Raw genomic sequence first — 19584 nt, 5'->3', positions numbered from 1 at the left:
TGCGCTGCCACTGGATCGCAGTTTCGGATCAAGTTCTTGTCATGTGAACCAAAGATCAAGAGGGGCATGTAAATCCCTTAGAACCCCATCGAAAACTTACAATAGCTGGACAGCCGAAGAATTATCCTTACAAAATCAATACCACTTTGACCGCCCAGCCCCGGAGTATCGCACTTGTCCCTATTCCTTATCGCGGCCCTTCCCTTTCTCGGAGCTGTCTTTCCCGCCCTGCTTATCCGCGCAGGACGAAATGCCGCCTCATCAGCGGCAGGATTGACCACTTTCCTGGCTTTGGCAGGCTTGTTGATCCACATCCCGACAGTGATGGGTGGTGGTGTGGTAACTGCCCGGTTCGACTGGATTCCCGGCCTTGGCCTAAATGCCAATTTCATGCTGGATGGGCTGGGCTTTCTGTTCGCATTGCTGATCCTTGGCATAGGTCTTTTGATCATTCTTTACGCGCGTTTCTACCTGTCGCGCGAAGATCCGATGGGGCAATTCTATACCTATTTGCTGCTGTTTCAGGGCGCGATGGTTGGCATCGTTCTAAGCGATAACATATTGTTGCTGCTTGTGTTTTGGGAACTTACATCCCTAAGCTCGTTCCTGTTGATCGGATACTGGAAACATCTGCCCGTTGGACGGCAGGGTGCACGCATGGCGCTGGCCGTGACGGGCTCTGGCGGGCTGGCAATGATTGCGGGCATGCTGATCCTTGGCAATATCGTGGGTTCCTATGACCTGAGCGTCATTTTGCAGAACCGCGACCTTATTCAATCTTCGCCATATTACCTGCCTGCGCTGATCCTTATCCTGCTTGGATGTTTCACCAAGTCAGCGCAGTTCCCCTTCCACTTCTGGCTACCGCATGCGATGGCCGCTCCGACGCCGGTCTCGGCCTACCTGCACTCGGCGACGATGGTTAAGGCCGGTCTGTTCCTGATGGCGCGCATGTGGCCCGTTTTAGCCGGAACTGACGCCTGGTTCTATATTGTTTCCACAACTGGACTGATCACCATGCTGATCGGCGCGGTGATCGCGCTCTTCAAAGATGATCTCAAAGCGCTACTGGCATTTTCTACCGTGTCCCATCTGGGACTTGTGACCATGTTGCTGGGCTTTGGCACCAAGATTGCCGTGGTCGCCGCTATTTTCCACATCATCAACCACGCAACGTTCAAGGCTGCGTTGTTCATGACAGCAGGCATCGTGGATCACGAAACCGGAACGCGAGACATCAAGCGACTGGGGGGACTGCGTCACCTGATGCCGATTACATTTACCATCGGCATCATCGCAGCGCTGTCTATGGCCGGTCTGCCTCCGCTCAACGGGTTCCTGTCAAAGGAGATGATGCTCGAGGAAACGGTTCACACGACCTGGCTGAACTCTCACTATCTGGTGCCTGGGCTGGCGCTGCTAGCCGCCCTGTTTTCGGCTGCCTATTCGTTCCGTTTCGTTGGCCACGTCTTTCTCGGGCCAGAGCGCGATGATTATCCGCATCATCCGCACGATCCTCCGGTCGGGTTGTGGCTGGCACCAGCGTTCCTTGTGGTTCTGGTCGTGCTGATCGGGCTTTACTCGAACGCGATTGTTGGCCCTCTTGTCGCCGTAGTTTCCAGTGCCGTTATCGGCGGTGAGAAGCTTCCCTACTACTCACTGAAGCTCTGGCATGGCTTTACGCCTGCATTGTACATGTCGGTCGTCGCAACTTTGGGAGGTTTGTTCCTTCTCTCGTTGCATCGCCGCGGTGAACAGCTATGGAATGCTCTGCCGCGTCCCGAGGCGAAAACTATCTTCGACGCAGTGATCGGAGTGCTGACGGGGCTTAGCCGCTGGGTCACAGATGAGCTGCACAATGGTGTCATCAGCCGCTATGCCATCATCATGATCGCCTTCACTGTCGGGCTGGGCTACTATGCCTATTCCACAGGTACGATCGGGATCGAAACACGCGTACCGTTGCCAGCGCCCATCATTCCGATCATCGGCTGGGTTTGTCTTGTCGGTGCAACGCTTGCGATCATGTGGTTCCACCGCAATCGCCTTCTGTCACTGGTCCTCATCGGTGTTGTTGGCCTCATCGTTTCGATGGCTTTCAACTATCTCTCGGCCCCAGATCTGGCGCTGACCCAGATTTCGGTTGAGGTGGTGACAATGATCTTGCTTTTGCTGTCCCTGAACTTTCTGCCAACAGAAACACCGTGGGACAGCACCGCACCGCGCCGTTGGCGTGACGCCGTTATCTCTGTAATCGCAGGTGTCGGTACCGGCGGATTGATCTATGCACTCATGCTTCGCGATTTTGCCTTTCCGACTATCTCGGATTTCCATCTTGCAAACTCGTACAAGGGCGGCGGTGGCACCAACGTGGTCAATGTGATTTTGGTTGATTTCCGTGGCTTTGACACCTTCGGAGAGATCATTGTTCTGGGTATCGCCGCATTGATCATCTTTGCCCTTACCGAGGCGGTATTGGGTACGAATGTTCGCAGCTACCTTCTGAACCGAAAACCTCACTGGCCGCAATCGGGCGACTCGCACCCGCTTATGATGGTGGTTGTGACACGTGTGATGATGCCGATCGCGCTGATGGTCGGGGCCTATATTTTCTTCCGCGGTCACAACCAGCCGGGCGGCGGTTTCATCGCCGGTCTGGTCGTCGCGATCGCGTTCCTGATGCAATACATGGCTAGCGGCTATACTTGGGCTATTGAGAGACAAAGGTTCTATTACCATGGCACCATCGGTTGGGGCGTGCTGATCGCCGCCGCTACTGGCCTTGGAGCATGGTTCAACGAGCGTCCCTTCCTGACCAGCGATTTCGGCTACATCAACTGGCCACCACTGGAAGAGTTCGAGTGGGCAACTGCGATGCTGTTCGACACCGGGGTTTTCCTGGCGGTTCTGGGTGCTGTCATGTTGGCGCTCGACAGTCTGTCCCGCTTTGCGTGGCAGCCGGGCATGGCGCAGGAATATCCGATGGATATCAACCCGCTGCGGGATGATCTGCTTGAAGAAGAACAAGAAAAGAAGGAGCAGGCCTGATGGAAGCGCTGGTAGCCTCTGCCGTTGGTGTTCTGACCGCCGCCGGGATTTTTCTTATCCTGCGGCGCAGAACCTTTCCCGTGATCCTGGGTCTTTCGCTGCTGACCTATGCTGTCAATGTTTTCCTGTTTGCGACCGGTCGGCTGGCTCTGAATGCTCCCGCTGTTCTGAACAAATACGAAGATGTGCCTTATACCGATCCACTGCCTCAGGCGTTGGTACTGACAGCCATCGTTATCTCGTTTGGCATGACAGCCGTGATCGTGATGATCGCGCTCAGCGCATACCTGTCGTCCAAGGATGACCATATCGACATGACCGCGCAGGACAGCGTGGATGGCGCAGGAGAAGACGCATGAACCATTGGATCGTTGCGCCGATCGTCCTGCCCGCAATTCTGGCGCCCTTTATCATCATGGTCCTGCGGTTCCATCTGGATCTGCAACGCATCTTCTCGGTTGCCGGTGTCGTTGGCCTATTGGGGATCGCACTGACGATCACCGCACAGGCGTCAGGTGGCGACATTCAGGTCTATGAACTCGGTGACTGGCCTGCCCCGTTTGGCATCGTTCTCGTGCTGGACCGGATGTCAGCGATGATGGTCTTGCTGACCGCGCTGCTGGCTTTGCCTATTGTTCTTTATGCCATCGCGTCTGGGTGGGATGACAGGGGCAAGCATTTCCATGCCCTGTTTCATTTCCAACTCATGGGCGTCTGTGGGGCCTTCCTTACTGGTGATGCTTTCAACCTCTTCGTCTTCTTCGAAGTTCTGCTGATTGCATCCTATGGCTTGATGACCCATGGCGGCGGTTCGGTAAGGTTGAAAGCTGGGGTGCAATACGTTGCCTATAACCTTCTTGGCTCGACTCTGTTCCTGTTTGCACTGGGGACCATCTATGCCGTGACCGGGACGCTCAATATGGCGGATCTGGCTGTTCGCGTGGCCGAGATCCCACCCGAGGACACCGCTTTGCTGCGCGTTGGTGCGGTTCTATTGCTTCTGGTCTTCTGTATCAAAGCCGCTGTTTTACCTTTGCATTTCTGGCTGCCGGCCAGCTACGCAAACGCGCCTCTGCCAGTGGCGGCATTATTCGCGATCATGACCAAGGTCGGGGCCTATTCGATCCTCAGGGTCTATACGCTGGCCTTTGGTCCGGACGTCGCTGTCACTGACGGGTTGATAGGAGAGTGGTTGCAACCTGCCGCGATGCTGACTCTGGCAATCGGAACAATCGGTATTCTAGGTTCACGCCATATCGCACGAATGGTGGCCTTTTGCGCAATCGCGTCGATGGGAACCCTACTGATCGCCATATCGCTGTTCACGCCCGATGCCACGGCCGCAGCGTTGTACTACATCTTCCATTCGACACTCGCGACCGCACTGCTGTTTCTTGTGGCTGATATGGTCATGGAACGACAGGGGGGTGCTATCGCACCAAAACCTCCCATGCCGCAAAGCGGTCTGATCTCTGCATTGTTCTTTGTCGGAGCAATTGCTCTGGCCGGTATGCCGCCATTATCCGGATTCATCGGCAAGCTGTTGGTACTGGACGCATCCCGCGACGCTCCGGACGCCAGTATCATCTGGGCGGTGGTCCTGATCGGCTCATTCGTGACCATCGTGGGTCTTGCACGAGCGGGTTCGCTGATTTTCTGGAAGAGCCACGATGCTCAGCACAATACCGAACATGATCCGGAAAATGACGAAGAGATTCCCTATCTACCCGCCCCTGAACCACAACCGGGGCTGGCATTCACATCGGTGTTCGGAGCTGTTCTTGGTCTTGTCCTGCTGACATTGTTCGCCGGACCCGCTTTGGAATACACAAGTAAGACGGCTGAGCAGTTGTTCACCCCTGAACAGTACATCTCGGCCGTTTTGGGAAGGGAAGAATAATGAAGCTGCTGCATCGAATATTCCCCCACCCGCATCTGACCATTCTGCTGACCTTGGTGTGGATGCTGTTGGCGAATTCGCCGTCACTGAATTCTCTGGTTTTCGGCCTGATACTCGGGATCATCATTCCGTTCATCACGCAACCTTACTGGCCAGATCGCCCCAAATTGCGCAACTGGCCGATGGTGGTTGAATATATCCTGGTGGTACTTTGGGATATCGTCATGGCCAACATCACGGTTGCCCGGATTATCCTTTTCAAACGCGACGCCGATCGTCAGCCAAACTGGATTTGCATCCCGCTGGAACTGCGCACGCCCGAGGCGATCACCGTTCTGGCAGGCACCATCACTATGACGCCCGGCACTGTCAGTTGTGATCTGTCGGCCCAGGGGCATAACCTGCTGGTGCACTGCCTTGACGCCCCCGACCCTGAGGCAGTACGCGACCAGATCAAACAGCGCTATGAACGCCGCCTGAAGGAGATTTTCGAATGATCGAATACGCCATCTACTTCGCCTTCGCCTGTTTCGGAGCTGCGATCATGATGTGTCTGTGGCGGATCATTACCGCAGACGGTGTCGGCACCCGTGTTCTGGCACTGGACACAATGGTCATCAACACCATTGCGCTTATGATCCTCTACGGCATCCAGCTTGGTAGCGAGATATTCTTCGAAGCGGCCATGATCATCGCGATGTTGGGTTTTGTTTCAACCGTTGCCTACGCGCGCTTCATGCTGCGTGGCAACATCATCGAGTAAGGGCGATATGGAATACATCTTCGAATTTCTGATCGCCTTTTTCCTGATCGTTTCAGGCATTTTTGGCTTTGTCGGGTCCTTCGGCATGATTAAGCTAAAAGACCCAATGTCGCGTCTGCATGCCCCCACCAAAGCAACCACACTTGGCGTGGGCGGCGTGTTGATCGCATCAATTCTGCATTCGTTTCTGATCGAACAACATCTGTCGCTGCACGAGCTGCTGATCACGCTGTTTCTGTTCCTAACCGCCCCGATCACAGCCCTGTTCATTGCCAAGTGGCACATTCATCGCCATGAAAAGCCACAGGATCTGCCGGGCGCGGGCGAGGATGAGCTCTGGGCCACACACGCGGTCGAGCAGGTCGAAGACGTCCCTGATCACAGTACGAACTAATACTTATGCATACACCTCCGCTGCCCCTGACCCGCGATCTGGTTTTGATTGGCGGAGGACACACCCACGCGCTGGTGCTGCGCAAATGGGGCATGAACCCCTTGCCGGGCGCACGGGTTACAGTGATCAATCCTGGTCCGACGGCGCCATATTCCGGAATGCTGCCGGGATATGTCGCGGGCCACTACGAGCGGTGGGAACTGGATATCGATCTGGTCAAGCTTGCACGGTTTGCTGGCGCACGCGTTATTCTGGGTGCAGTCGAAGGCATTGATACAGACATGCGTGTGGTTCGCGTGGCGGGTCGTCCACCCATTGCGTTTGATGTTGCTTCGGTCAACGTGGGTATCACCTCTGATATGCCCGCGATGCCCGGTTTTGCCGAGTTTGCCGTTCCCGCCAAACCGCTTGGCCCTTTTGCAGCCAGATGGGCAGAATACCTGAATGGCACAGGCACTGCATCTGTCGCCGTCATAGGTGGCGGGGTGGCGGGTGTGGAGCTTGTCATGGCAATGGCGAACGCTCTGCATGAACGCGGTCGCAAGGCACAAGTCACATTGATCGACAGTGCAACCGCACTGGCGGCAACCGGGACCAAGGCCGCAGCCACGATAAGGCAATCACTGGATGCGCTTGGTGTCGAACTCATCGAACAGACAGGTATTAGCCGCGTTGCTGAGGATCACATCGCGCTTGAAGATGGCAGGCAGATACCAGCGACATTTGTAACCGGCGCAGCGGGTGCCCGTCCCTATGACTGGATTGAACAAACCGGGCTTGAACTGGAGAGCGGTTTTATCAGGGTGAACCCCTATCTGCAGTCGAGCGATCCAATGATTTTCGCGGCCGGAGATTGTGCGCATCTGTCAGAAAACCCGCGTCCCAAGGCAGGTGTCTATGCCGTGCGTGAAGCCCCAATCCTGCTCAACAATTTGCGCGCTGCGCTGGGGGCAGGCCATATGCGTCGCTATGTGCCGCAAAAAGACTATCTGAAACTGATCTCCCTGGGTGGCAAATCCGCACTGGCCGAGCGTCTGGGCACATCCTTTAGTGGCCCGGTTATGTGGAAATGGAAAAACCACATTGATCAGAAATTCATGAACAAGTTTCGTGATTTACCTCAGATGCCCGTTCCGCCCCTGCCCCGGAATCATGCGGCCGGAGTGCGTGAAGCGTTTGGGGACAAACCAATGTGTGGCGGTTGTGGCGCAAAGGTAGGTCGCGATGCGCTGCGCTCAGCCCTGAATACACTGCCCGCGCCAGAACGGTCCGACATCACCCCCTTACCGGGCGACGATGCAGCGCTGGTTCAAACCGGAGGGGTGCGTCAGGTCATCAGTTCTGACCACTTGCGCAGTTTTACAAATGATCCGGTCCTGATGACCAAGATAGCTGCGGTTCATGCCTTGGGCGATATCTGGGCAATGGGTGCGAAACCGCAAGTTGCAACGGCGACCATCATTCTACCACGCATGTCGCCTAAGCTGCAGCAACGTACAATGGCGGAGATCATGACCGCTGCAGATGAGGTCATGCGGCATGCGGGTGCCGGGATCGTGGGCGGTCATAGCTCAATGGGTGATGAAACGACCATCGGTTTCACGGTGACTGGCTTAGCCGACACCGATCCGATCACCCTCTACGGCGGACGTCCGGGAGATGTGCTTATCCTGACCAAACCATTAGGTACCGGTGTCCTGATGGCAGCAGAGATGGCGGGTCAGGCTAATGGTGCATGGGTTGCGAAGGCCCTTCGTCTGATGGCTCAGCCGCAAGGCCATGCATCCCAAATATTGTCCGGTGCTCACGCGATGACCGACGTCACTGGTTTCGGTCTGGCGGGGCACCTGCAGGGGATATGTGAGACCTCAGAATGCGGGGCTGTGGTTGATCTCGATGCGGTGCCTGTGATGGATGGCGCACTGGAGCTAGCGGAAAGCGGAATCCGGTCAACGATTTTCAACGACAATCGCGCAATCGCGCCTGAGTTGCCGACCGGTAACAAAGCGGACCTTCTGTTCGATCCACAAACTGCTGGCGGCTTGCTCGCCGTAGTATCTGCCGATCAGGCGGATACTATTTGCCAAGAGTTGCGAGAAGCGGGTTACCCTGCGGTGACTATTGGCAAACTCACCGAAACACCGGGCCTTTCGCTTCAAATTTGATCTAGGACGGCCTCAATCTGAAAGGCTGCCCGCTTTAATCCGGCATCATCCAGTGACCCCACTTCGATCTGGGCGAGTATTTCGGCCTTCTGAGCCCTTCGAGACTTTGTATAGGCCGGGTCGTAGTGCTGCTCCATCAAAGACTGTGTGAGCGCGCGTTTGTCACCGGTTTCAATCAATTCGAGCCAGCCATCCACGATCTCGTGACCTCTGTGAAAGCGCAGCGGGCTCAGACGATCACGCAGTCGATCCGCATCAGATAGGATGTCGTCATATGCCTCGGTCAAATAGGCCGTCCGAGCCTGAATCGGAGCATTCACCTGAATTCGCAGTGCTGCCCGTAAGGCGTTCCACAGACTGGGGGGAAGGATCAGATTGCCGATCTTCGAGGATTCCGCTTCGACCAGAACGGGTCGATTTGGATCCAGTGCGCAAAAGGCTCCTGCCAGTGCAGATTCAAATGCCTTTTGACTGGGTTGTCCTCCGGGCATCTCGCCCAACAAGGATCCGCGGTGATTGGCAAGACCTTCCAAATCTACAACCTGAACGCCCTGGCCCTGTAGATGCGCCAGAAGTTCGGTTTTGGCCGTACCGGTATAGCCATCGAGTGCAACCAACCGAAACGGTAGCGGATCGTCATAAAGGTAACTGTTAACAAGACGACGATAGGTGCGATATCCGCCATCGATTACCTCTGCCCGCCACCCAATCTGTTGCAGCATCCACGTAAACGATCCGGATCTCTGCCCACCGCGCCAGCAATAGACCAGAGGCCGCCACCCTCCTTCGTGATGGCTTAGGCTGTTCTCGATATGGTTCGCCGCATTGCGAAATACCAAAGCCGCTCCAAGCTTACGCGCTAAAAACGGGCTTTCCTGTACATAGATCGTTCCCACCCGCGCGCGTTCGTCATTGTCCAGTACGGGCAGGTTTATAGCTCCGGGCAGGTGATCTTCGGCAAACTCGGCCGGGCTGCGCACATCGATCACAGTATCGAATGCGTGGGCATAAAGTTCCGGCAGATTTGAGATTTTCAGAGCCATGTCAGGGGTCTACCCCGAGCATGTTCGAATGAAAAGGTGGTGGTAGACACTGCCAATGTTTGACCAGTCCTCAACAAGAAACGGCCGCGCTAAAGTAAAGCGCGGCCGTCATTCTCAAAAAGAACCTTACTTCTGCTTGATACGCCCATCCACGTAAGGCTGGTATGGCGCGTTCTCAGCCAGATACTCGGCTGTTACATCTGCAAGATCAGGACCGTAGTCATAGGCATTCTTGTCGTCACCCGAGAACATCTTGTAGCCGTCGCCACCGTTCCGAACATAGTTGTTGGTGACCACCAGATATGTCGCGGCCGGATCGATCGGCACAAACCCATCCCCGCTTGCGACCATCACTTCGCCAATGCGGCCTTCATTGGGCGCAACCGAAGGATCCCATGTGAACGTCATGCCAGCTACCTGCGGGAAACGACCTTTGATCTCTTCGACCTGGCTGACGCCGTTCTCAAGCGCATCAATGACGCCCTGCCCGCTGATTTCGAAGGTCGAGAGGGTATTCTGGAAAGGCAGAACCGTCAGAACTTCGCCCATGGTCACATCACCGGAATCGATCGATGCGCGCAGACCACCGGAATTTGCGATCGCGATCTGAGCACCCTGATCGGCAACCCTAGCCAGCATCGCGTCGGCAACCAGATTTCCCATCTCGCATTCCTGCACTCGGCAAACGGAACGGTCTCCTTCAATCGGAGCCGCAGCATTGGCCACGACGCGCTGCTTCATCTCTTCGATCGGAGCACCCATCTCTGCAACTCGGGCAGCGATATCCGCATCCGGTTCAACTGACGCATCCAACAGAATTGGCTCACCTTCGGCTGAGATAAGGTTGCCGTCATCATCAAAGGTCAGAGTGATCTCACCCAGGTACTTTGAATACGCATAAGCTTGCACAACGGGCACATCGCCAACCATCATTGGATAAGGTCCGGCCGCGTCTTCATCCGTGTTAGACAGCAAAGTGTGGGAGTGCCCACCGATCACGAGATCAAGCCCGGGTACTTTTTCCGCGATCTCAAGATCCTTGGCCAAACCCACGTGATTGAGCGCGATGATGATGTTAACGCCCTCTTCCTGCAGGGCGGCTACATCTGCGGACAGGCTGTCGATTTCATCCTGAAACACAACATCCTTGCCGGGGCTCGAGGTGTCGACCGTGTCAGTTGCCAATGCCGAAATGATACCGATCTTCTGACCGCCGACATCAAGGACAACGTGATTTTGCACCTTGTCCTTCAATTCGGCTGACGATGACAGATCAAGGTTGCCCGAAATCACCGGGAAGCTTACGGCATCTATAAATGCCTCCAAACCTGCCGGACCATCATCGAATTCGTGGTTACCCACGGCCATGACGTCATAGCCGATGGCTTCCATGAACTCTGCCTCTGCGGCACCTTTATAGGTTGTGTAAAAAAGTGAGCCCTGAAATGGGTCACCAGCATCCAGCAGCAGGACATTTTCGTCCGCCATGGCATCACGTTTTGAATCCACCATGGTCTTGAGCCGGGCTACACCGCCAAAGCACTTTCCTTCGGCTTCGCCCTCGGCGTCACAAGTGGAATCGTATTTGTTGATGGATTCGATCCGGCTGTGAATGTCGTTGGTATGCAAGATGGTCAGTTTAAATTCCGCAGCCGCCATGCCTGCGGTCAGGCCCAGCACGGCTGCAGATGCCAATAAGCGGGTGAACATATTGAAACTCCCTGTAGTTGATTGAGGGGATCGTGCGATGTGGGCGGCAAAGAGTCAAAGGGGGAAATCCGGCTTGATTCCGCCCGCGGTGCGGGGCATCAGGTCCATATGCTGATTTACAAGATATTCCGGGCCGACGAATGGGCCAAGCTGCAGACAGATGGTGCGTCTGATGGTGCTCCGATCGACATCGCTGATGGTTATGTACACTTTTCGACAGCTGAACAGGCCGAGGAAACTGCAGCCAAACACTTTGCCGGTGTAGGCGATCTGACACTGTTGGCATGCGATGCCGACGCCATGGGCGATGACTTGAAATGGGAGGTATCACGCGGTGACGCGTTATTCCCGCATCTCTATCGCCAAATCCTCATGAGTGACGTTGTGTGGTCACGCCCGCTCCCGTTTGATGGTGAAAAGCATCAATTCCCGGAGGAAATGGGATGACGGAGTTTGTCGATCCGGAACGGGAGCAATTCGAAGCGTTCAAAGGTCTGGATCGCGATAAGCCGATCGAAATGCTGAACCTCGTGAAATTTCGCGATATTGCAGAATACCCATCGGATCACGAGCTTGCCAATGCCCGGCTTACCGGCGCACAGGCTTATCGCAACTACGGTGCAGAAACTGCACCGATCATCAAACGTTTAGGGGCTTCGATTGTTTGGAGGGGCGCGTTCCAGACGACGCTGATCGGTCCCGCAGATGAAAGCTGGGACGAGGTGTTCATTGCCCGGTACCCCAGTGCGCATGCGTTTCTGGAGATGGTGACCGATCCAATCTATCGCGCCGCCGTGGTTCATCGGCAGGCAGCCGTGAAAACATCCCGGCTTATCCGCTGTGCGCCGAACGAAAGTGGAAGTTCATTCGGATGAAACTGACCGAGAAAATCGGGCTCGCCGCCCTGCATCAATTTGATCCAGAAACGGCCCATGGCCTTTCAATCAAAGCCCTGAAATCAGGACTGGCCCCTGCCCCCGGTCCGATCACGTCGCCTCGACTACAAACCGAACTTGCCGGACTAAAGCTGCCAAACCCCGTCGGTCTGGCCGCTGGGTTTGATAAGAACGGAGAGGTTCTTACACCGCTTTCCCGTGCCGGGTTCGGCTTTATCGAGGTGGGTGCGGTCACCCCGCGCCCGCAACCGGGAAACCCAAAACCACGCCTGTTCCGTCTGACCGAAGACAAAGCGGCCATCAATCGCTTTGGCTTTAACAACGAGGGAATGGAGGTCATGGCCCGGCGCCTGGCCGACCGCCCAAAGAATGCGGTTATCGGCCTGAACCTTGGCGCCAACAAAGACAGTGACGATCGCCCCGGGGATTTCTCCAAGGTGCTGGCCCATTGCGCCGAGTATCTGGATTTTGCCACGGTTAACGTCTCTTCCCCGAACACCGAAAAGCTGCGCGATCTGCAAGGCAAAGCCGCGCTAAGTGCGTTGCTGGGGGGCGTGATCGAGACCAGAGACACGCTGGCGCGCCCCATGCCAGTCTTCCTCAAGATCGCCCCGGACCTGGCCGAAGCCGAACTTGAAGATATCGCGGCTGTCGCTCGGGAAACCGGGGTGGACGCCGTCATAGCAACCAATACGACCCTGTCCCGTGATGGGCTGCTCAGCACCCACAAGGATGAGATGGGGGGGCTATCCGGTGCTCCCTTGTTCGAGAAATCGACGCGTGTTCTGGCACAGCTCAGCCAATTGACCGACAGCACTATCCCACTGATCGGTGTGGGGGGTATCAGCTCAGCCGAACAAGCCTATGCCAAGATTTGTGCAGGCGCCTCGGCGGTGCAGTTCTACACCGCGATGGTGTATGGCGGTATCTCACTGGCTGCAGATATCGCGCATGGGTTGGATGACTTGTTGGCCCGGGACGGTTTTGACAGTGTATCTCAGGCTGTTGGAAGCAAGCGAAAGGACTGGTTGTGATCGAGTATTGGCATAATCCGCGTTGCTCAAAGTCCCGCGCCGGGCTGGCGTTGCTGGAAGAAAACGGCGCAGAGATCACTGTGAGAAAATACCTTGAGGATGCGCCTTCGGTCGACGAACTGCGTTCTGCTCAGTCCCGGCTTGGCCTCGCTGCCATCGAGATGATGCGCACGGGTGAAAAGCAGTTCAAGGAACTGGGTCTGACCAAGACAAGTTCAGAGGATGACTTGTTTCAGGCCATGGCTGAAAACCCGATTCTGATCGAACGGCCGCTGGGAATATCCGGCGACAAAGCTGCAATTGGTCGTCCGCCTGAGAACCTGCTTACCCTGCTTTAAGCCACCTGTGCCTCAAGCTTTGGATACCGCCAGCCCAGCGTGATGCCGCGCGCGATGTTCAGGACCATCAGCGCGGCCCATAGCCCGTGGTTTCCTAAGGTTGGGACCAATATGAACAAGGCTACGATGTAAATCGCAACAGATTGGATCATCGCGTTTCGCATCGCGCGCGTCCATGTCGCGCCGATATAAATACCGTCAAACATCCAACTGGCGACACCAATGATTGGAGCAATTGCCGCCCAGAACAAGAACTCTCGCCCGGCGATGCGCACATCAGGTGAGGTCGACATGAGATCTATCAATGCGGGACCTGCAACGAAGAACACCAAACCCAGTCCTACAGCTCCGCCAACGCCCCACTGAGATGCCATGATCGATGCGCGCCGAACTTGATGACGGTCTTTTGCACCAACTGCTCCACCCACAAGGGCTTCGGCAGAGAAGGCAAAGCCGTCCAGCGCAAAGGCAGTAATCTCAAGAAATTGCAGAAGCACCTGATTGGCGGCCAGATTGACATCCCCTAAATCGGAGCCGACGAAGAGGAATGTTGTAAATGCACCGGTCAGCAGAACCGAGCGCACCATGATATCGCCGTTCACCTGCATCATTCTGCGCAATCGAGCCGCATCAAAGATACGCGGCCAGTCTCGCCACTGATTGCCACCGAATGCGTCCGCGCACAGCCACAGACCCAGCGCCAAACCAGTCCATTCAGCAATCAGAGTGGCCGTTGCGACACCTTCAACCCCCCATCCCAAGCCCAGCACGAACCACAGGTCGAGAATGATGTTCAAACCATTCATCCAGATCTGCAGGACAAACACGCCTTTCGTGCGCTCGACCGCAATTAGCCAGCCAGTGACTGCATAAAGCGCAATGGTGGCAGGTGCCCCCCAGATACGAATCTGCAAATAGTCTCGCGTCAGCGATTCGACCTCGGGACTGGCCGGTGACAAAGCAAAGGCGCCCGCGAATACAAACACTTGCGTGATGATAAAGAACAAGCCGGCTGCTGTACCCAACAGCAGACCCCGCATCAATAGCGCCCCGGTCTCTGCTGTATCTCCTGCCCCGCGCGCCTGCGCAGCAAGACCGGTGGTTCCCATCCGCAGAAACCCGAAGACCCAATAGATCGTGGACAGAATAACAGCCCCGATACCGACCGCGCCAATCGGTGCGGCCTGACCCATTTGCCCGACAACACCTGTATCCACAGCCCCGAGTATCGGAACTGTGGCATTCGACAGGACAATGGGTGCAGCTATCTTCAGCACCCGCCTGTGCGTGATGGGCGCAGAAGCCTCGTTCATGTCTTAACCTTTGTCGGACGGAGGCTGCGGCATCAGAAAATGTCCAGTTCCCTGCGCAAAGAGCTTGGCATGATTGTCCTGCCAGGCTTCGACCCGAACTGAGGCATAGCGGCGACCGGATCGGCTGACGAATGCACGTGCATAGGCATCGCGCGGCAATCCCGATCGCAGGTAGTCGACGGTGAAGTCGATGGTCTTTGGAAAGCGGATGTTCTCATTCGTTATGATATCGTCAGCATCGATTTCACCGCTTTCGATCCGTGGAAACATATGTTCCCAACTGAGCGTTATGACAGCGGTCACCTCCAGAAAGGCAGCAGTCACTCCACCATGGACGGCTGGCAGAAAAGGATTGCCGATCAGTTTTTCGTCAAAATTCAAAACACCGGTCAGCTCATCACCCCGGCGATCGAACCCGATATTGAGGAACCGCATGTATGGCACACCCTCGACGAGGGCACGAAGCGCTGCGTCACGTCTTTGCTTGACCACCTGCATGGGTTCGGGACGGGAACGGGCCATCTTACTTGCGCTCCACGGTGAATGATCCTGTTGCGGTTGCAACAGGACGTTCCTGATCGTCATCCATCGCAGTGGCTCGCACGAAGGCAACATTGCGTGTGATGTGATAGCAGCTGGCCCGGGTGATAAGCATCTGCCCCGGCGTTGCAGCACGCATGTAATCAATGCGCAGGTCGATGGTCGCGGTTCCACCGGGCGCCGACGGGTGGCTCATCACTGCCGCTCCGCAGCAGGTATCCAGCATGGCCGAAACCGCACCGCCGTGAATCACACCTGTACGCGGATCTCCGATCAGATCCTCGTTATAGGGCATGGTGATCTCAGCCTCGCCTGAGCCGATATGCGTCAAAGTAAGGCCCAAGGCCCGCGCATGCGGGATTGCCTCGATGAACTGGCGGGCCAGAACTGTCTTGTCGACCATAGGTTTGCGTCCTTCTGAGTTAATCCCTTTATGAGCCTCAGTTGACGCAAAGGGCAAGCCTGCCTGTTGCGCTTGCTTTCATGACACCATAGGTTGCTGGCAAGGAGAACAGGGATGTCCGACAACCGTTTGTCATTCAAAGAGATGTGCGCTGAGTTCGATGTGACTCCGCGCACCCTGCGCTACTATGAGTATATCGAGCTGCTACAGCCGGATCGCGAGGGACGATCCCGTTTTTATGGCGCTCGGGAACGCGCACGCATGAAACTGATCATGCGCGGACGCAGATTCGGATTTCCGCTGGAAGAGATTCGCCAGTGGTTGCTGATCTATGAAGATCAGGGAAACCAGGCCCAAATGGCGACCTTCGTCGAGATGGCTGATCGTCAGATGGAAGAACTGCGCCAACAACGGCAGCAACTGGACGAAGCCATGGACGAACTGACTCGCCTGCGGGATCAGACGGCGAAATCGCTGCGCTAGACGCCTCCGCCTAACGGCGCAGTACCTCAAATGAGCGGAAGCTGTTTTTAGGCTCGCGGGTCATCCGTGAGCTAAGTTTCGTTGTACGTTTGAAGCCCGATGCGACCTTTACGTAACGGCAACAAAATTACCGAAATCCAACTTTACGCGACCGGATGTTACGTCAATTTATTTGTGACGTAGCGTCTGCATTACGTAAACGTCACTCTCATGTTGTAAAGCGGGCATCGACTGCGCAACTCATATCTCATGACGCCAGTGACCGAGAGTATGACCTATGACTGAAGATCTGATGACCATCCGCGAGATGTGCGAGGCATATGATGTCACGCCGCGAACCTTGCGGTTCTACGAGGCCAAAGAGCTTCTGTTCCCGATCCGTGAGGGCCAGAAACGCCTGTTCACGAAACGGGATCGCGCCAGGCTCAAACTGATCCTGCGCGGCAAACGCTTTGGTTTCAGCCTCGAGGAAATCCGGCAGCTTCTGGATCTGTACCACGTGGACGATCAGCAACTGACCCAGATGACCCGCACGTATGAAATCGCCTGCGAACGTCTGGCTGATATGGAATCACGTCGCGAAGAGCTGACTCAGGCCATCGACGATCTGAAGGAACAGTTGCGCTGGGGCGAGAAAGTTATCGCCTCGATGAAACAGGAAAAGAAGGCCGCCGAGTAATACCCTCGCCTGCCTGTCACCCGGACATCTGAATTAAGGGAGCTTCACATGCCCGTTTACAACGCGCCAACAAAAGATACGCAGTTCATTCTGCACGATGTTCTGAAAGTCTCGGAATCCGACATTCCGGGTTACAGCGAACTTGAGACCGAATTTACCGGCGCAGTTCTGGAAGAAGCAGGCAAAGTTGCCTCCAATGTTCTGCACCCACTGAACGTTGTTGGAGACACCGAAGGGTGTCGTCTGGAAAACGGTATCGTATACACCCCCACCGGTTTCAAAGACGCCTTCGAGCAGATGAAGGAAGGCGGCTGGACTGGACTCGACATGCCGGAAGAGTATGGCGGCCAGAACATGCCCTATGTGCTGGGTACCGCTGTTGGCGAGATGTTCTCGGGCGCAAATCAGGCATTCGTGATGTATCAGGGCCTGACGCACGGCGCGGCGTCGGCAATTCTGGCCCACGGAACCGACGAGCAGAAAAACAAGTACCTGCCCAACATGGTCAGCTGTGAATGGACTGGGACCATGAACCTGACCGAACCGCATTGCGGCACCGATCTGGGTCTGATGCGCACCAAGGCGGAACCGCAGGGCGACGGCAGCTATAAAATCTCGGGCCAGAAGATCTTTATCTCGGCTGGCGATCACGACATGGCCGACAACATCATCCACCTGGTACTGGCCAAAATCCCCGGTGGCCCCGAAGGCATCAAGGGCGTGTCACTGTTCATCGTGCCCAAGTTCATCGTGAACGAAGACGGCACCCCGGGTGAGCGTAACGGCGTTTCGGTCGGCAAGATCGAAGAGAAGATGGGCATCCACGGCAACTCAACCTGCGTCATGAACTATGACGAAGCCACCGGCTGGCTGCTGGGCGAAGAGCACAAAGGTATGCGCGCGATGTTCACCATGATGAACGAAGCGCGTCTGGGTGTGGGCATGCAAGGCCTGTCGCAGGCTGAGGCCGCCTACCAGAATGCCGTCGAATACGCCAAGGACCGCCTGCAGGGCCGCGACGTAACAGGTGTGAAGAACCCGGACGGCCCCGCCGATCCGTTGATCGTTCACCCCGACATCCGCCGTAACCTGATGGATCAGAAAAGCTTCACCGAAGGCGCCCGCGCGTTCATCCTCTGGGGCGCGACCATGATCGACAAGGCGCACCGCTCGGGCGATAAGGACGCGGACGGCCTGATCTCGCTGCTGACCCCAGTCATCAAAGGCTTCTTGACGGATGAAGGCTACGATATGACCGTGCAGGCACAGCAGGTCTATGGCGGCCACGGCTACATCGAAGAATGGGGCATGTCGCAATACACCCGCGACGCCCGCATCGCGATGATCTACGAAGGTGCAAACGGCGTTCAGGCGCTGGACCTTGTCGGCCGTAAACTGGCACAGGATGGCGGCAAGCATGTCATGGCCTTCTTCGAAATGGTCAAATCCTTCTGCAAGGAAAACGGTGGCAAGGACGAAGCCTATGACAAGGCATTCATCGAACCGCTGAAAGCAGCGTCCAAGGACCTGCAGTCCGCTGGCATGTACTTCATGCAGGAAGGCATGAAGAACCCGAACAACGCTCTGTCCGGTTCTTATGACTTCATGCACATGTTCGGCCATGTCTGCCTGGGCCTTATGTGGGCGCAGATGGCTAAAGCCGCTCAGGAAGCGCTGGACGGTGGTGCTTCGGACAAAGAGTTCTACGAGACCAAGATCAACACTGGCCGCTTCTACATGGCGCGCCGCCTGCCCGCGACTGCGATGCACCTGTCGCGCATTCAGACGGGTGCGGACACGGTCATGGCTCTGGACGCGGCGAACTTCTGATCACAGTCTGGGTCCGGGTAACATTGCCCGGACCCAGCTTACCGGAGGAACCACATGCCAAAACGTTTTCGCCTGACCCGCCGCTTTCCCGTTGCAATGACTGAAGACGGATATCGCAAGCTCAAGGCATTCTCGCGTGAGGCAGGTCTGGATGAAGGCGAGGCACTGTCGTTTCTGTTCGAGAATTTCAACAGCGTGATTGATGAGGAGAACCTGACCCACCGACTGCGCATTTTCAATTCCGAGCTTGAAGCGCGGAAACGCTAACCACGCCGACCACCTGTTTCAGGTGGGCGTGTTTTCAGAAAGGCAGACCCAAGGCATTCTGCCTGATGGTTGGTCTTTCTCGAAATACGCAAATGACGACTTCGCACCATGCGCCTTGGGAGGGGCGATCGCATGACCATCAAACTTCATTGCTTCGGAGAAAGTGGAAACAGCTACAAGGCAGCATTGGCCTTGGAAATGTCCGGACTGGAGTGGGAACCGGTCTTTGTAGATTTCTTCAAAGGTGTCACCCGTACGCCCGAGTTTCGCGCCGAAGTGAATGAGATGGGTGAAGCACCTGTCCTGATCGACGGTGATTTCCGCACCAGCCAATCCGGTGCCATTCAGGCCTATGTGACCGAGAAGTCGGGCAAGTTTGGCGGTAAGGACCGGGAGGAGAATTACGACATTCTGCGCTGGGTGCTGTGGGATAATCACAAGCTCAGCTCGATGGCCGGCCTGACCCGTTTCCTGATCAATTTCCTCCCGGAACAGCACCGCAACCCCGATGTGATCGCTTTCAATCAGGGGCGACTGAAGGCGGCCTATCAGGTGCTGAACGATTATCTGGACGGTCGCGACTGGATTGTCGGCAATGGTGTCACCAACGCCGACATCAGCTGTTGCGGCTATCTCTATTACCCCGAACCATTCGGCTTTGACCGCGCCGACTGGCCCCATATCGACGCCTGGCTGTCTCGCTTGTCCGAGCAGCCTGGCTGGAAACACCCCTATGACCTGATGCCCGGCAACCCGTCGGATCGAGCTTGAGGAGAAG

The 19584-nt window shown here is 56.0% G+C and carries 21 protein-coding genes; 16 read left to right on the top strand and 5 right to left on the bottom strand.

Translation table 11 applies throughout. The features are described 5' to 3' along the window. The first annotated feature begins 174 nt into the window (after window positions 1–174). Genes ACR0CW_RS04460 through selD form a run of 7 tightly spaced genes read left to right on the top strand, consistent with a single transcriptional unit; the run spans window position 175 to window position 8270 of the window. Window positions 175–3048, top strand: coding sequence for a monovalent cation/H+ antiporter subunit A (locus ACR0CW_RS04460; protein WP_480786953.1), 2874 nt, complete (start codon window positions 175–177; stop codon window positions 3046–3048). Continuing rightward, complete coding sequence (locus tag ACR0CW_RS04455; protein ID WP_155151734.1) at window positions 3048–3407, top strand: Na+/H+ antiporter subunit C; 360 nt, start codon at window positions 3048–3050, stop codon at window positions 3405–3407. The genes ACR0CW_RS04460 and ACR0CW_RS04455 overlap by 1 nt, the downstream gene beginning before the upstream one ends. Beyond that, window positions 3404–4948 carry a monovalent cation/H+ antiporter subunit D gene (locus ACR0CW_RS04450; RefSeq protein WP_155151737.1) on the top strand — a complete coding sequence of 515 codons (1545 nt, stop codon included), beginning with the start codon at window positions 3404–3406 and terminating at the stop codon, window positions 4946–4948. Before ACR0CW_RS04455 ends, ACR0CW_RS04450 begins: the two co-directional genes overlap by 4 nt. Next, window positions 4948–5445: a Na+/H+ antiporter subunit E gene (locus ACR0CW_RS04445; RefSeq protein ID WP_170335292.1), complete on the top strand. Its 498-nt coding sequence runs from the start codon at window positions 4948–4950 to the stop codon at window positions 5443–5445. The genes ACR0CW_RS04450 and ACR0CW_RS04445 overlap by 1 nt, the downstream gene beginning before the upstream one ends. Continuing rightward, the gene (locus ACR0CW_RS04440) at window positions 5442–5711 is read left to right on the top strand and encodes a K+/H+ antiporter subunit F (protein ID WP_155151743.1); all 270 of its coding nucleotides are present in this window, start codon (window positions 5442–5444) and stop codon (window positions 5709–5711) included. The genes ACR0CW_RS04445 and ACR0CW_RS04440 overlap by 4 nt, the downstream gene beginning before the upstream one ends. Before the next feature lie 7 nt (window positions 5712–5718). Then, entirely contained in the window at window positions 5719–6105 is a 387-nt protein-coding gene (locus ACR0CW_RS04435) for a Na+/H+ antiporter subunit G (RefSeq protein ID WP_155151747.1), read from the top strand. Between the two features lie 5 nt (window positions 6106–6110). Then, the gene (gene selD / locus ACR0CW_RS04430; RefSeq protein WP_480786952.1) at window positions 6111–8270 is read left to right on the top strand and encodes a selenide, water dikinase SelD; all 2160 of its coding nucleotides are present in this window, start codon (window positions 6111–6113) and stop codon (window positions 8268–8270) included. Here selD and mnmH read toward each other — a convergent pair. Further along, on the bottom strand, window positions 8261–9313 hold the full coding sequence (mnmH, locus tag ACR0CW_RS04425; protein ID WP_480786951.1) for a tRNA 2-selenouridine(34) synthase MnmH: 1053 nt from the start codon (window positions 9311–9313) through the stop codon (window positions 8261–8263). The genes selD and mnmH overlap by 10 nt on opposite strands. 126 nt (window positions 9314–9439) lie before the next feature. Beyond that, complete coding sequence (locus tag ACR0CW_RS04420; protein WP_155151758.1) at window positions 9440–11023, bottom strand: bifunctional metallophosphatase/5'-nucleotidase; 1584 nt, start codon at window positions 11021–11023, stop codon at window positions 9440–9442. Between the two features lie 108 nt (window positions 11024–11131). Between ACR0CW_RS04420 and ACR0CW_RS04415 the strand changes: the two genes are divergently transcribed. Genes ACR0CW_RS04415 through arsC form a run of 4 tightly spaced genes read left to right on the top strand, consistent with a single transcriptional unit; the run spans window position 11132 to window position 13291 of the window. After that, complete coding sequence (locus tag ACR0CW_RS04415; protein WP_480786950.1) at window positions 11132–11470, top strand: DUF952 domain-containing protein; 339 nt, start codon at window positions 11132–11134, stop codon at window positions 11468–11470. After that, a complete protein-coding gene (locus ACR0CW_RS04410; RefSeq protein ID WP_480786949.1) occupies window positions 11467–11898 on the top strand; it encodes a DUF1330 domain-containing protein in 432 nt (143 codons plus the stop codon). The genes ACR0CW_RS04415 and ACR0CW_RS04410 overlap by 4 nt, the downstream gene beginning before the upstream one ends. Then, window positions 11895–12953 (top strand): quinone-dependent dihydroorotate dehydrogenase, encoded by a 1059-nt coding sequence (locus ACR0CW_RS04405; RefSeq protein ID WP_480739825.1) that lies wholly within the window; start codon window positions 11895–11897, stop codon window positions 12951–12953. Before ACR0CW_RS04410 ends, ACR0CW_RS04405 begins: the two co-directional genes overlap by 4 nt. After that, on the top strand, window positions 12950–13291 hold the full coding sequence (arsC, locus tag ACR0CW_RS04400) for an arsenate reductase (glutaredoxin) (RefSeq protein WP_480786948.1): 342 nt from the start codon (window positions 12950–12952) through the stop codon (window positions 13289–13291). Before ACR0CW_RS04405 ends, arsC begins: the two co-directional genes overlap by 4 nt. Here arsC and ACR0CW_RS04395 read toward each other — a convergent pair. From ACR0CW_RS04395 to ACR0CW_RS04385, 3 genes are read right to left on the bottom strand one after another with little or no spacing between them, the layout of a single operon-like run. Beyond that, a complete protein-coding gene (locus ACR0CW_RS04395) occupies window positions 13288–14604 on the bottom strand; it encodes an MATE family efflux transporter (RefSeq protein WP_155151769.1) in 1317 nt (438 codons plus the stop codon). The genes arsC and ACR0CW_RS04395 overlap by 4 nt on opposite strands. Window positions 14605–14607: 3 nt before the next feature. Continuing rightward, window positions 14608–15126 carry a PaaI family thioesterase gene (locus ACR0CW_RS04390; RefSeq protein ID WP_480786947.1) on the bottom strand — a complete coding sequence of 173 codons (519 nt, stop codon included), beginning with the start codon at window positions 15124–15126 and terminating at the stop codon, window positions 14608–14610. 1 nt (window position 15127) lies between these two features. Beyond that, window positions 15128–15547 carry a PaaI family thioesterase gene (locus ACR0CW_RS04385; protein WP_480786946.1) on the bottom strand — a complete coding sequence of 140 codons (420 nt, stop codon included), beginning with the start codon at window positions 15545–15547 and terminating at the stop codon, window positions 15128–15130. A gap of 114 nt (window positions 15548–15661) precedes the next feature. Here ACR0CW_RS04385 and ACR0CW_RS04380 point away from each other — a divergent pair, with 114 nt between their 5' ends. From ACR0CW_RS04380 to ACR0CW_RS04360, 5 genes are all read left to right on the top strand, one after another. Next, entirely contained in the window at window positions 15662–16030 is a 369-nt protein-coding gene (locus ACR0CW_RS04380) for a MerR family transcriptional regulator (protein ID WP_155151776.1), read from the top strand. Window positions 16031–16307: 277 nt separating this feature from the next. Next, a complete protein-coding gene (locus tag ACR0CW_RS04375) occupies window positions 16308–16709 on the top strand; it encodes a MerR family transcriptional regulator (protein WP_155151779.1) in 402 nt (133 codons plus the stop codon). A 48-nt stretch (window positions 16710–16757) separates the two neighbouring features. Further along, entirely contained in the window at window positions 16758–18539 is a 1782-nt protein-coding gene (locus tag ACR0CW_RS04370) for an acyl-CoA dehydrogenase C-terminal domain-containing protein (RefSeq protein WP_480786945.1), read from the top strand. Between the two features lie 54 nt (window positions 18540–18593). Next, window positions 18594–18806: a hypothetical protein gene (locus ACR0CW_RS04365; protein WP_155151783.1), complete on the top strand. Its 213-nt coding sequence runs from the start codon at window positions 18594–18596 to the stop codon at window positions 18804–18806. Window positions 18807–18938: 132 nt separating this feature from the next. Beyond that, complete coding sequence (locus tag ACR0CW_RS04360; protein WP_480786944.1) at window positions 18939–19577, top strand: glutathione S-transferase family protein; 639 nt, start codon at window positions 18939–18941, stop codon at window positions 19575–19577. The last annotated feature ends 7 nt before the right edge of the window (window positions 19578–19584 follow it).

The organism is Ruegeria sp. CH6 (assembly GCF_056537005.1).
Note: the sequence above shows the minus strand (reverse complement) of the source record. Positions and strands in the feature narration are given on the sequence as shown.